The organism is Rhodopirellula sp. JB055, assembly GCF_043100905.1.
Classification (GTDB): domain Bacteria; phylum Planctomycetota; class Planctomycetia; order Pirellulales; family Pirellulaceae; genus Rhodopirellula.
The window spans coordinates 1-13,078 of sequence record NZ_JBICHO010000256.1 but is presented as its reverse complement, the minus strand read 5'-3'; the positions used below and the strand labels follow the sequence as shown (position 1 = coordinate 13,078).

The following is a 13,078-nucleotide window of genomic DNA, read 5'->3' as shown; positions in this document are numbered from 1 at the left end:
ATACTGGGAATGTTTCTGTTGAAGTTTGTCTTTTGTCCAGCCGTCGTTTGCTCAAAGCCGCCGAGGCGATCCGCGAAGTGGTCGCCAATGCGATCGTGACCGAAGTCCGTGATCCTCGCGTCCGTGACGTCACTGTCATTGGTGTGGAGGTTTCGCCTGACATGCGCGAAGCCAAGGTGAAGGTCAGCGTGATGGGTGACGAAGCGCAAAAGAACCTGTCTTTGCGAGGGCTGCAGAATTCCGCTGGGTTCTTGCAAAGCAAAATCGCCAATCGAATGGATACCCGCTACACGCCCAAGTTGCGGTTCGAGGTCGACAAAGGTCAAGAAAACGCGATGACGGTCGGCCAGATTCTTGCTCGGATTCGGCAAGAAAAGGAAGGCGCGATCGATGATCGTGACCAAAATGATTCTGGCGAAGACGCCACTCCCCACTCAAACGATTGATTACCGCACTTAGATGTCAGCCACCAACCGCGCGAAACTGATCACAAAGCTGCAGGCAGCTTTGAAAAAACACTATGACGTGGCCCCCGCCACCCCGTCGCGTCCGCTTCTTGAGCACGCTTTGTACGCTTGCCTGCTGGAAGATTGTCCCGCTGACCTGGCCGACGAAGGTCTGGCGAAGCTGGAACAGGATTACTTCGATTGGAACGAAGTTCGTGTCACCACCGTGACCGAGTTGGCTGGGGTTCTGTCCAGCCTCCCGGATCCGTCGAAAGCCGCTCAACGTCTGAAGTCGATTCTGCAGGCGATCTTCGAGGAATTTTACAGCTTCGATCTGGATCACCTGAAGAAAGAGAATCTCGGCAAAGCGGTGGCGAAGTTCGAGGGCATGTCTTCGATGACCCCGTTCGTGCTCAGCTACATTATCCAGCACGGCTTGGGAGGGCATTCGATTCCTATCGACTATTCCGCCATGGTGGTGATGTTGGTGACCGGGATCGCCAGTCAGACCGAGGCCGCCGAGGGACGTGTGCCTGGTCTTGAACGAGCGGTGCCGAAAAGCAAGGGAGTCGAATTCGCCGCCTTGTTGCACCAGCCTGCTGTCGCATTGCTGATGGATCCCAAAGACAAGACCGGTCGGACTTTCCTGGAGTCCATCGTCAAAGGCAGTTCGAAGGAACTCGACGAATGGCTGAGCAGCAAAGAAGCGGCGATCAAACGCGTGAAGGCGCGGAAGAAAGAAGAACGCGAAGCTGCCAAACAAGAAGCCGAAGCGGAAGCGGCAGAAGTCGCCGAAGCCAAGTCGGCCGTGTTGGTCAAACGCAGCGCCAAAAAGGGAAGCCGTTCGACCAAACCTGCGGCACCACAGAAATCGGCTGCCGAGCAAGCCGCGGAATCGCAGGCTCGCTTGGCTGCGGAAGCCAAGAAGGCGGAAGCCAAAGCCAGTTCCAAATCTGCTAAGAAAAAGACAGCCACGGATAAGTCTGCGACCGCGTCCAAGGGTGCGGCTGCAAGCAAGGCCGACGCTCCAAAGAAATCCAGCAAGACGTCTGCTTCCAAGACCGCTTCCAAGTCGACAGGCACATCGAAGTCCGCGACCAAGAAGACCACCAAAAAGGCTCCCGCCAAAAAATCGAGCCGCAATGCAAAGTCCGGTAGCGAGAAAGCAGCGCCGAAGAAGTCAGCGAAAAAGTCATCCAGCACGGCTGCGAAGTCCTCGTCCGCTGAATCCACTGGGACCGCGGCCGGGAAGAAGGCGACCAATCGAAAATTGACCAAGCGGAAACCCCGCTGATCTTACTGCGGATCGGTCCGAATCCGGTGGACGCGATCGCAATTCATTGATCAACGATTGAATCCAAAACGGAAGGACAACTCTGATGGCAGGCCACAGTAAATGGGCAAACATCCAGCACCGCAAAGGGCGTGTCGACGCCCAACGTGGCAAAATGTGGAGCAAGCTCAGCAAAGCGATCATTGTCTCCGCCAAAATGGGCGGTGGTGATCCGGCGACCAACATTCGCTTGCGAAAAGCGATTGATGACGCCAAGGCGGTCTCGATGCCAAAGGACAACATCGAACGCGCCGTCAAACGTGGGACTGGTGAGCTGGAAGGTGATGCAGTCGAAGAAGTCCTCTACGAGGGGTACGGACCCGGCGGAGTCGCGGTGATGTGCTTGGCCCTGACGGACAATCGGAACCGGACTGCTCCCGAGTTGCGAACCATGTTCGGCAAGTTCGGCGGAGAACTGGGGAAGACCGGTTGTGTCTCTTACCTGTTCGAACGCAAAGGCATCTTCGTCTTCGGTGAAGGTGCGGACGAAGAAAAGGTCACTGAACTCGCTCTTGAGAACGGAGCGGACGACGTCGAGGTCGATGAAGACGGCAAGGTCCAAGTGACTTGCAGTCCCGAGGCGTTCAGCGATTTGGAAGTCGCCTTTGACGAAGCGAGCATGGAAACCGAAGTCAGCGAAGTGACCCAGGTCGCCTCGACCAACGTGGATCTGGACGAAAGCGTTTCGGGCAAGGTGTTGGCGTTGCTCGAAGCATTGGATGACCACGACGACATTCAAACTGTCAGCACGAACGCGAATTTTCCATCCGAATCGCTCTCGGAATAGCCGCCAATTCGGCGTCGAGTGACGATCATCTCTCCACCCGGTCCGATGCATTGAACCAGCCAACACGGCTGGTGTCAGGCTGAGGGCGGACGATCTGGGGCGACTTTTCTTTTTTCGCGGAACATTCGGCTTTGTCCGGGTTTCAATCGGCGCTCAGCGGTGCGCTGCGGTTTTAGCGTTTGTCATTGCACTGTGAGCGTTTTCCACTCGTTGGATCGCTGGAGCATGGTTGGAAGGAGTACGCCGCACAGGCGTGTTTTCGGTTCACCATGAACTCCGTGTTCTCTTCGCGAAAATCGTGACGCCCATGCCCGATATTCAGTTCACGTCCCAAAAGCCTTTGACGAATGGCGATTCTCAAGCCTTCGGAGCTTCGCCGGCGGGTACCGAAGATGGCTGCTCCGGTGAAACACCGCTTGCCGGTGACGTTGGATCTGGTCATTCACAAACGCGAGGGCAATCGACGAGCGCCGACGGAGACCACGCGTCTGTGCGTACGCAAACTCGACGTTCATCGCCTTTCCATGTGGTTGTCAATCTGGTCGTCTCGGCGGCCGTTTTGGGAGCGGCAATTTATGGCTACACCTTCTTGGGTGAACGCAAACGCCCGCAGCGGAGCAAGCCGCCGAAATTGCCGTACACGATTGTCGCCACCGATGAGATTCGTTTTCACAGCGGTCCGGTAGCGATCGATGTCAACGGAGTGGTGGTGCCACTGCGAGAACTGCGGTTGGCGTCGGAAGTTGCGGGGCGAGTGATGGAGCTATCTGAGAACGTGCGTGCGGGACGCAGCGTGAAGGCCGGCGAGGTTTTGCTTCGATTGGATCCGACGGAATACGAGTTGGAGGTGAAGCGATTGCAGGCGTTGTCTCAGCAGGAGGCAGCGGAAGAAAATTCGGTGAAGGTTGGAATCGAGAACACCATCCAGCTTCAAGAGCTAGCGAAGAAACAACTCGACATTGCTAGGCAAGAACGGGAGCGAATCAACGCTTTGGTCACGCAGCGAGCCGCGTCAGCATCGGAAGTGGACGCCGCGCGACGTGCCGAACTGGCGGCGGATGCGGCGTTGGTTGAGCTTGCAAATCAGGAGCGAGAACTGGCCGCACAATTGCAATTGGTTCAAGAGAAACGGCGGCTCACCAATGTGTTGTTAGAAAGGGCTCGCTTGGACCTGGCTCGATGTGTGATTCGATCTCCTCTTGATGGAAGAGTCGTCTCATCCGAGGTCGAAGAGCAGTCCTTTCTTTCCACCGGAGCACCCTTCATCGCGATTGAAGACACGTCGGTTGTGGAGGTTCGCGCCAGCCTGACGGCGGATCAGATGTTTTGGATTTGGAACAGTCAGGCTAGTCTTCCAACTTTGGATGCCACCGATCCTGCTGGCGTGGAACAAACGGTCTCTTCCGTGACAGATCGGAATCCCGCGGTTTCGGCGAGCGTTTCCAGCCATTTTGGGAATGAAACCCATCATTGGTCTGCCATTTTTGAAAGACTCGACGGAGTCGGGATCGACTTGAACACGCGGACCTATCCCTGTCTGTTCCGAGTCGACACACCGCAATCTTCGTTAGAAGGAAGAACCAGTCGGCAATTGACTCGTGGGATGTTTGTGGATGTCTCGATTCGAACGCAACCGAATCGACTGCTCATGCGGGTTGTGGAATCGGCAGTGCGTCCTGGGAATCGGCTGTGGCTCAATGCGGACGGCAAACTTCGAATCGTTCCAATCACGGTGGTCAGTCGGGTGGAGGGTGACGTGGTGCTTGAGGTTCAGCCCGAGTTGGATCACCTGTGTTCGCTTGAGACGACCCGCATCATCGTTTCACCCATCAGCGATCCCATCGAGGGAATGCCCGTTGGCACTGAGAAAGCGGCGAAGTCAGGCGGGGAACGGACAGCTCAAGACGCTGCCCCAGCCGGCGATTCGGGAAGGAACAATGCTATGCGAGTCCCGCGTGACCCGGCCACACCCATGCAGGTTGCCGGATGAAATCGCTGATAGCTTGGTCGGTCAAGAACTGGCAGGCCATGAACGTGGTCATGGTGGGCGTGTTGTTGTTGGGGGGATTCAGCCTGACCCAGCTTCGTCGCGATTTTTGGCCGGACTTTGAACTGTATGTGCTCTCTGTTTCGGTGGAATATCCCGGGGCCAGTCCGGATGAAATTGAAGAGGGCATCCTGGAGAAGATCGAGGAGTCCATTCGCACGGTCGATGGTGTGGAGGAGATGACCTCGTTGGCTCGCGAGGGGATGGGCACCGTCACGTTGGAATTGGACCCCGATGCGGACCAGGCCGATGCACAACGAGTCCTGACCGAAGTCACCACGTTGATCGGGCAAATCCCCAGTTTTCCTGAACTGGCAGAAAAGCCTGACATTCGGATGAACACGAATTTCGTGACCGCCATTCGTGTCGCGGTCATGGGACCCAAGGTGGATGAGCTTTCGAAACTGGCGAGCGACCAGGAGGAGGCCAAAGCCGACGCTGCCCTTTCCCTCCGCCGCGTCGCCGAACAAATCCGAGAGGAGATTCTGGCGCTGCCATCGGTGTCCGTTGCCGATTTGGTGGGCACCCCGGACTATCAGATCGACATCGAAATTCCGGAGGACACGCTTCGAAAGTACAACCTTTCGCTGCAAAGCGTGGCGGAAATCGTACGAGCCAACAATGTGGAGCTTCCCGGTGGAACGCTGCGTGGGCGGTCGCAAGAAGTGCTTCTTCGTGGCAGCGACAAGAGCTTGGTCGGTGCAGGCATCGAAGAGATCCCGTTGGTGAGCCAGCCCGATGGCGCGGTGCTGACTGTTGGTGACCTTGGGCGAGTGCGCGATGAGTTTTCTGTCGAAGGCAGTATCAACGAGGTCAACGGGCGCCCTGCGATTCTGGTCTCGATTGAAACGACCAGTGCCGATGACTTGATTCAGGTGGCGGAGGAAGTTCGACAGTTCGTTGCCGATGGTAGCGATGCACTTCCCAATGGCTACTCATTGATTGCGATGCGCGATCGATCGACAAGCGTGAAGAACCGCCTCAATCTGCTCAGCAAGAACGCTTGGATGGGCTTGGTGCTGGTCTTCATCGTGCTGGCATTGTTTCTGGAGATGAGGCTCGCGTGGTGGGTGATGTTGGGCATTCCAATTTCACTTTTGGGTGCTTGTATCTACATGCACTTTGGCGGGCATACACTCAACATGACCTCCATGTTTGCCTTTCTGATCGCGTTGGGGATCGTGGTCGACGATGCCATCGTGGTGGGCGAGAACATTTATGTTCACCGCGAAATGGGAAAGAGTTACCACCAAGCGGCCATCGATGGTGCTTATGAGGTCATGCCTTCCGTGATCACCGCGATCTTGACCACGGTGATCGCTTTCGCACCGATTATGTACATGGAAGGCCGAATCAAACGATTGACCGTCGTGTTACCGATGTGCGTCGGGGCGATGTTGATCATCTCGATGTTTGAAAGTCTGACCATCCTGCCGTCGCACCTGTCTCACAAACGCAGTCGGTTTTTGGATGTGATGACCTATGTGTTGATGCCGCTGCGACCGCTTGGATGGCTGATCGAAAAGGCCAATGCCGGCATGTCTGCGTTGCTCACGCGTTGCATTGACAGTTTCTACACGCCCAGTCTGCGTTGGTCACTCAAGAACCCCGCGATTGTGCTTTCCACGCTCGCCGGGTTGTTGATTCTTTCCGTCGGTGTTGTGCGATCGGGAATGGTTCCGTTCCTTTTGCTTCCCAAAATTGATTTTGGGTTCATCACAGTGCAGGTGACCTATCCGGATGGCACCCCAGTGGAGATCACCAACGCGGCGACCAAGCGACTCGAAGACGCGATTTGGAAGATCAACCAGCGGTCAATTGATGAAAAAATGACGGCCGACCCCGGCGGATTTGTGCAAGCGGTTCAACGGACAGTGGGATCCTCCGGTGATGAAGTCGGCAGCAGCGTTACCAGTCACGTCGGCGGGTTGTTCATCCAGCTCAATGACATTGGCGAGCGGACTGTTTCGAGCGACGATATTGTCCGTATGTGGCGGGAGGAATCTGGAAAGTTCCCCGGTGCAGAGGCCGTTGCATTTGGGGCCACCCCGAGAGGGCCGGCGTCGCTGCCAATCGAAATGCGTTTGATGGCAACCGGTGAAAACCTCGCGAGTTTGGATGAGGCGATCGAACGATGCAAATCCAAGCTGGTGGAGTACCCCTATGTCTCAGATGTCGCAACGGACACGCGGCAAGGCAAATGGGAATACCGGATCAAGGTCCGCGACGATGCGAAAGCTATGGGTGTTTCGTTGGCCGATGTCGCGGGCACCGTGCGAGCGTCTTATTACGGCGAAGAAGTGATGCGGTTGCAGCGTGGGCGGCATGAAGTCCCGCTTCGCGTGCGTTACCCGCGTGAGGATCGAAACACGCTGGTCAGCTTCAACGACATTCGCGTGCGCGGTGCGGACCGGATGGAACGGCCACTCAATGAAATCGTTGAAGTCGATGTGCAACGCGGGTATTCGGAAATCAGCCGAATCAACCAGATGAGAAGTATCTCGGTGGTGGCCGATGTCGATGAAACTCGCGGCAATGCGTTCAACGTTGTGTCGGACCTCAAAGCTAATTTTGTCCCGGAATTTCGCAAAGAGTTCCCCGGGGTGCAGTTGCAGTGGGGTGGGCAACAAGAACAGACGGACGAAACCGTGAACAGTTTGGTCGTGGGTTTCTTGTTCGTGCTGGGCGCAATGTTCTTGTTGCTAACCATCCAGTTCAACTCGAGCTGGCAGGCGATCTTGATCCTTTCGATCATCCCCTTCGGATTCATCGGGGCGATTCTTGGTCACATCGTGATGGACATCGATCTGACCCTGTTCAGTATCTTCGGCATTGTGGCCCTGGCCGGTGTCGTCGTGAATGACTCGATTGTCTTGGTCGACTTCATCAATCGCCGTGTCGCGGATGGTTTGCCGCTTCACGACGCGATCATCGATGGCGGACGACGTCGCTTTCGAGCTGTTTTGCTGACTTCGGTGACCACCTGTGCCGGAATGATGCCCATTCTGTTGGAACGTTCCAAAGAAGCTCAGGTGGTCTCTCCGATGGCCACCAGTCTCACGTTTGGGCTCGCGCTCAGTACTCTGGTCGTATTGATTTTGGCACCAGTGATGTATCTGGTCATCGCGAAGCTTTCTCCACCACCATCCGAAACCACATCAGGGTGAGACCAAGCCCCGACGCGGTGATTCTGCAAAGGAAGAGGACAGCGACTATCCGCCCTCACGGGTTGCCGTTTTAGCGAGTCCCGTGATATTGGGCTGGTCGATGTCTGGGCCCGCCGTGTCTTGACGACGCCACAAGATGACTTTGCAGTCAAACCCAACGCTCGCCAGCATGGACTGATTGGAGGCGAGACCAACCACCGTCCCTTGATGCTCGTTCAGGATCTGGGTGATCCGACGAGTTGGTATGTCAATCACGTAAATCTTATTGTTGGTTCCTCCTGAGGCCACCGTGGAACGGGTGATCCCAGTGCAACTCACCAGTTTGGCGGGCAGTTTATCAAGTAGTGTTTCGGCGGAGCTGCCTTTGCCGTCGATGATTCCGAGACGACCATCCTCGCCGCACGAAACAAATTGGGAGGTGCCTGGCAGCGATGTGATTCCGCGAACTGTGCTTTGATGGACTGGAATGGATTGATACTTGTTCCAGTCGTCTGCATGCTTCGCTGCCACCAACAGGATGTTGCCACGGCGGTCGCCTAAACAAAGATGCTGGCCGCAATCGGAGTAGCTGCCCGATCGAACCAAGTGCTGGACACTCGAAACCGCTTTGGTCTCACGCCGCGATGCAACTTGAATCTGCGGTAAGTAGCTGATCAGCGACATTCCAAAGATGTTTCCCGGGCGAACGATCACTTCCGCCACGGGGGCTTCCATTTGAGTGTGTTCCACTTGCCAGTGGACGCCTCTTTTGTGAAGGCTTGAGATTCTGTCGTACGACGATGTCCACAATGCTCCACTTGCCGGAGAGAAATCGATTGAACGCACACCCAACTGGTGTGCCTGGATGGTCGATGCGATTTGAAGGTCTGGGATACGACAGAGATAGATTTTCCCATCAGAACCACCGACGGCCAACGAGGCTGGGGGATTCAAAAACTGGATCGACAGCGGCGTGCAATCAAGTTGCAAGGTTGCGATTGGCGAGAACGGATCAGTGGTCGGATCAAGACCCGACCGAGCGTCCGTTTGGGCCGCGCACGGGCGACAATCAGAAAGATGGACCAAGCACGAAAAAGCGATGGCGATGATCACAATGACCGGTCGCCGGAACACAACCCAACTCGGGTCGGTCGGAATAAATCCAATGGATCGTCGTCTCGAAATCAGATCACTCAATGGGGTGCCCTCTCACTTGAGTTCAATGCCGGTCGGATGAAGGAAGCTCCTCGAAAAAATCGAGCGAGCCTGACTCATCTGTCCAACGGAAAATCACCCCGAGAAGACTGCCCCGCTTCCATGCTTTTCTCCTCGGGACCACATCTGCTTCAAAACTCTTTTACTGCATGCAGACACTAAACTGTCTGACTCGGATCAAAAAACAGGAGAAAATTCAGCGGGGGGCATCATTCTGGCTAGGTGGTGCAGGTCAGTAAGAATGTGCCGCCGACAGAATGGAGCCAAATCAGCAAGGCAGGACATTGAGTTGGGCCTGCGTTGCTTGGGGCGGCACGCTTGGCGCGAGTCCGCTGGATGAAGACTAAAAGAAGGTCCACAACTGGGACCGGAACAGGCTACCGCTTTCTCCTGCAACGTAACCCGTTCGCGATTGCTGTGCGGACGAGTCATCAATGGATGTCACGTCGAAAGTGAAGCGAGCGGATCGCTTGTTGAACAAGTACCAATTGAACCCCGCTGAAATTTCGTCGCCGCTGCCGTATTCCCCGTTCACCTGCGATCCACGTGCAAACAGTTCCAGTGTTTGTGGAATCACAAACACGCCGCTTTGAACATAGAATCCTTGGTCAAACTGCGAGGGAAGCATGGTGCCGGTGTCGCCCTCAATGTTACGAAGCCACCGCAAGAACACTTCGCTGCTGAAGCTGAATCCTCGCCGCTTGATTCCGAAGTGCGCGGAGTAAAGCCAGATATCAAACGCATTGACGGTCACTCCGGGGGCGATTGCATTGGGTTCGATGAGGCGAGTTCCATCGCTGAGTCGAATGACGGTTTGCTCTGCCGCAGGATCCGCGTTGCTGCTGCTGGCGTTCCTGGTTTGAGTCAGTCCATGTCCCAATCGAATTGCAAGGGATTGGTGGTCTGCGATGTCAGAGAACCCAGGCCCAAACTCCTCCAACGGTTCCCACCACGAAAGGGCGGAGTAGGCGAGTTGCGTGTCGAGTTCAGACGCTTGCAGTGACAGCGTGTTGTAGCCGTTCCCGACCAGGGCGTGATAAAAGATGTCGTCGGTCAGTTTGCCTTTGGCCCACATGCCCGCTGTGATGGACGGTCGAAAGAAGGTCGTCGCCATCGTTCGGTCGGCACCGAGAGTGTACCGCGAGGTCTCGGTCCATTCCCATGTTCCTGGCAGTTTGCCGAGGCCGAGGTAGATCGAAAGCCGATCGGACATCCGAAACGAAATCCACCCCAACAGCAACTGAATGGGATTCGAGGTGACGGTGCTGTAATCGATGTTGGAATAGAACTGCAAGTCTTCGTGGAACGCGTACCCGGAAAACACCAGCCGCCCACGGTTGATGTTGAAGTCGTTTCGGTTGTTGATCTCGCGAATGTTCCCGGCTGCGTCGACCGACGTGGCTTCGTCGCGAGAGAAACCCGTGTAGCGAAATTGGTTGTGCAACCCAATGGTCAACTCAAACGGGGATTCTTGCGGGTTGCGGGGACGCCATGTCCAACCGGAATCATAGATTCCATCGTGTGTGGATTGATCCGGCAGAGGCTGGTAGGGAGACGGCATGACGTCAAAGGTCGCTGGTGCCGGCCCATTCAATGACTCAGCTTGCATGCCCGCGACGATTGCTTCCAACTCGCGAATTCGTGTGATCGCCTCCGTCAAATCATTCTGCTCGTCGCTGTCTTCGGCCGGTTTCACGGGTGCCGGGATGGACGTGGGGGCTGCGGCGTGACCGTCAGATGCAGCAGCCGCACAGCGAACAAATCCAAGTCCGACAACGGTCAGTGCTAGCACTGTCAAACGGTGGACGGCGGAGTGGTGCCAGCGGATACCCATCGAAATGATTTGCCCAAACAAGAAGACGTTGTCTCGATCATCGTCTTTTCTACTTGGATGGGTTACATCAATCACGAGAGATTTGCGGAATTGTTCCAGTGATCGATGGTGGCAAGCCGTCAGCCTTCAATCACGCTGACACACATTTTCATCAAGATCTTTTGAAGCGTTGTCAGTTCTTTGGCTGTCAGCACCGACATCACGTTCTTTTCCATCTTGCGAACATCCGGTTTGATCTTCTTCGTGAGTCGTTTGCCTTTCCCGGTCAGTTCGATGATGATCCGAGAGCGATTGTTCGCGTCCACTTCCCGCCGAATCAACTCGGCAGTTTGCATCTTGCGCATCAAACGCGAGAGATTCGAGGCGTCGATGCCGAGATAGGTTGCAATCTCCGAGGGGGAATTCAACCCTTTGTCCAATTTGAGAAGCAGGTTCGCTTCCATTCCGCTGAGTCCGTGAGGAGCGACTGCTGCGGCCAAAGCGGATGACAGACTGCGGGATGCGATGTGCAACCCGCACGCAATTCGCTCTTGGTCACTGACCTCGACGGCGCCGCAACTCGTCAGCATCAAAGCTGGCTTGCCGCCGATTTTTGGATTCGTCATTCTCGCCACCCGCCTGGTTTTCTGTCACTGTCTAATGTGGGGTTTGCCTTTTGTGGGCGAGGCTACGAGTCCTTGTATTTGACGCCTTTTCTGGACTCGTCGCCTCGTCCACTACCCTAAGAACAATCGTAACAGTCCACTCGCTTGTCAAATGAAACTGTGAACAATGACAAGTGTTTGGGAACGCGAACACAAAGTCAACGGCTATTGACCAAGCAGATGTTGCCACATTCGAACGGATTGGGTTCGCCAGCTCGCCCAGTCGCTCCCCGTGCCGATTCTTTCGGAAGTCACTTGGTGTCCACCGTCCGCCAGGATTTTGGAGACAGTTTGTGCTTGATCGCCCATGTCCCAGTTCTCCGACGGGTTCCGGAACTCATATCGACTCCACTGCACCAAGATTTGGCAACGCTCGTTCGGCAGTTTGGAAAGCTGCGACACCATCGGGTGCAACATTTCGAATGCAAACGGTGAATGGCATCCAATCACACCAATTTGGTCGCTGACCGGGAGAGTCGCCATCAACGCGAGCGTTGCACCGAACCCACCACTCAGACTGGCTCGGTGGTCGCGGTTTGCGGAGATTCGGTACTCGCGTTCAATCATCGGCAGCAATTCCTGGGCGAAGAACTCCGGGTAGCCTGCTGCTCCTTGCATCGGGAAGAAACGTTTGTCGATGAATACGACAACGACAGGGGGAATGGTTTTCTCTTGGATCAACTGATCAACGATTGATGCCTGGTTGCCGTTTTGCAGAGCGTGTTTGCCGTCATGCACAAACACAACCGGATAGTTTTTCAGTTCTGCACCCTGTTCAGATTCGGAGTACCCCGGTGGCAAGTAGATCGAAAGCCCAACGCTCTCTTTCAGTTCGTCACTGTCCAGTTGGGTTTCGATGATGGTCCCCAACAATTCGGCGTTCGGTTCATCGACATCGATCCACAAATCGTCGGTAAGATTGCCTTTGTCAAACCAAGAAAGCTGCAGCGATGAGTTCGGCTTTCGAAAGATCGGCTCCATTTCGCCCGCGACCAAGCCGCTCGTGAATTGGCGGTCCGAAGTTGGGTCAACCACGGGTTGGTAGTCGGCAAAGAAGACGTAAGAAAGTCGTGTTGCATCGGGAACCTGCACTCCAAAGTAGAACAGATCGGTTCCCGCCACTCGCTGCATGGCTCGTTCTTGGCGAACACCGAACAGTTCGCTTGCCACAGCAACGTCGTTGTAATCCCCTTGAAGAATGAAGTGAACGAAGTCGTCTTCGATCAGGGGCAGGGACTTCCCGTGCAGGTACTCGTCGACCGTGGTTTGTTTGTCGTCCGAAGACTCCACACTCTGGATGAACGCGGCGAAGTCAGGCCCAAGTTTGGATTCATCGGAGGATGCCGTTTGAAGTTGTTGGCCAGGTACGAGATCGATTCTCGCGATCGCGCCGAGACTTCGCAGGTAAATCGAACGACCGGCGATCGATGGCAGACTCCACATCAGTCCCTCTGAATCGGTGTCGCCTGTCTTGAACACTCGGGTTTGGGCTGCTTCATCGAATCCGTCTTCTGTGACATCGCCCACATGCAACGATCCGTCGAGTGTTGCGACTACCAAGCGTCCAGCAACGGTTGCGAGAAAACCGTTGCTCGGTGACCGAGTTCTCCAAGCCTGATCGCCGGT

The 13,078-nt window shown here is 55.5% G+C and carries 9 protein-coding genes; 5 read left to right on the top strand and 4 right to left on the bottom strand.

The window, feature by feature from the left end; translation table 11 throughout:
- The first annotated feature begins 32 nt into the window (after window positions 1–32).
- The 5 genes from rbfA to ACF8AM_RS10510 all read left to right on the top strand — a co-directional run bounded on the left by rbfA (window position 33) and on the right by ACF8AM_RS10510 (window position 7,780).
- The gene (gene rbfA / locus ACF8AM_RS10530) at window positions 33–446 is read left to right on the top strand and encodes a 30S ribosome-binding factor RbfA (protein WP_392555602.1); all 414 of its coding nucleotides are present in this window, start codon (window positions 33–35) and stop codon (window positions 444–446) included.
- Window positions 447–459: 13 nt separating this feature from the next.
- Window positions 460–1,740, top strand: coding sequence for a hypothetical protein (locus tag ACF8AM_RS10525; RefSeq protein WP_392555601.1), 1,281 nt, complete (start codon window positions 460–462; stop codon window positions 1,738–1,740).
- Window positions 1,741–1,825: 85 nt separating this feature from the next.
- Window positions 1,826–2,566: a YebC/PmpR family DNA-binding transcriptional regulator gene (locus ACF8AM_RS10520; protein ID WP_392555600.1), complete on the top strand. Its 741-nt coding sequence runs from the start codon at window positions 1,826–1,828 to the stop codon at window positions 2,564–2,566.
- Window positions 2,567–3,056: 490 nt separating this feature from the next.
- Window positions 3,057–4,556 carry an efflux RND transporter periplasmic adaptor subunit gene (locus ACF8AM_RS10515; protein ID WP_392555599.1) on the top strand — a complete coding sequence of 500 codons (1,500 nt, stop codon included), beginning with the start codon at window positions 3,057–3,059 and terminating at the stop codon, window positions 4,554–4,556.
- The gene (locus tag ACF8AM_RS10510; protein ID WP_392555598.1) at window positions 4,553–7,780 is read left to right on the top strand and encodes an efflux RND transporter permease subunit; all 3,228 of its coding nucleotides are present in this window, start codon (window positions 4,553–4,555) and stop codon (window positions 7,778–7,780) included. Before ACF8AM_RS10515 ends, ACF8AM_RS10510 begins: the two co-directional genes overlap by 4 nt.
- Before the next feature lie 45 nt (window positions 7,781–7,825).
- Here ACF8AM_RS10510 and ACF8AM_RS10505 read toward each other — a convergent pair whose 3' ends face one another.
- The 4 genes from ACF8AM_RS10505 to ACF8AM_RS10490 all read right to left on the bottom strand — a co-directional run.
- Window positions 7,826–8,494 carry a hypothetical protein gene (locus ACF8AM_RS10505; RefSeq protein ID WP_392555597.1) on the bottom strand — a complete coding sequence of 223 codons (669 nt, stop codon included), beginning with the start codon at window positions 8,492–8,494 and terminating at the stop codon, window positions 7,826–7,828.
- Window positions 8,495–9,317: 823 nt separating this feature from the next.
- Entirely contained in the window at window positions 9,318–10,883 is a 1,566-nt protein-coding gene (locus ACF8AM_RS10500; protein WP_392555596.1) for a porin, read from the bottom strand.
- 44 nt (window positions 10,884–10,927) lie between these two features.
- Window positions 10,928–11,413, bottom strand: coding sequence for a MarR family winged helix-turn-helix transcriptional regulator (locus ACF8AM_RS10495; protein ID WP_392555595.1), 486 nt, complete (start codon window positions 11,411–11,413; stop codon window positions 10,928–10,930).
- Window positions 11,414–11,617: 204 nt separating this feature from the next.
- Window positions 11,618–13,078, bottom strand: a 1,461-nt coding sequence (locus ACF8AM_RS10490; RefSeq protein WP_392555594.1) for an alpha/beta hydrolase, incomplete at its 5' end; no start/stop codon positions are given.

Excerpts from the sequence above, each read along its gene's own strand:
- ACF8AM_RS10525 (WP_392555601.1), top strand. The coding sequence starts at position 460 with ATGTCAGCCACCAACCGCGCGAAACTGATCACAAAGCTGCAGGCAGCT.
- ACF8AM_RS10520 (WP_392555600.1), top strand. The coding sequence starts at position 1,826 with ATGGCAGGCCACAGTAAATGGGCAAACATCCAGCACCGCAAAGGGCGT.
- ACF8AM_RS10510 (WP_392555598.1), top strand. The coding sequence starts at position 4,553 with ATGAAATCGCTGATAGCTTGGTCGGTCAAGAACTGGCAGGCCATGAAC.
- ACF8AM_RS10505 (WP_392555597.1), bottom strand. The coding sequence starts at position 8,494 with ATGGAAGCCCCCGTGGCGGAAGTGATCGTTCGCCCGGGAAACATCTTT.
- ACF8AM_RS10495 (WP_392555595.1), bottom strand. The coding sequence starts at position 11,413 with ATGACGAATCCAAAAATCGGCGGCAAGCCAGCTTTGATGCTGACGAGT.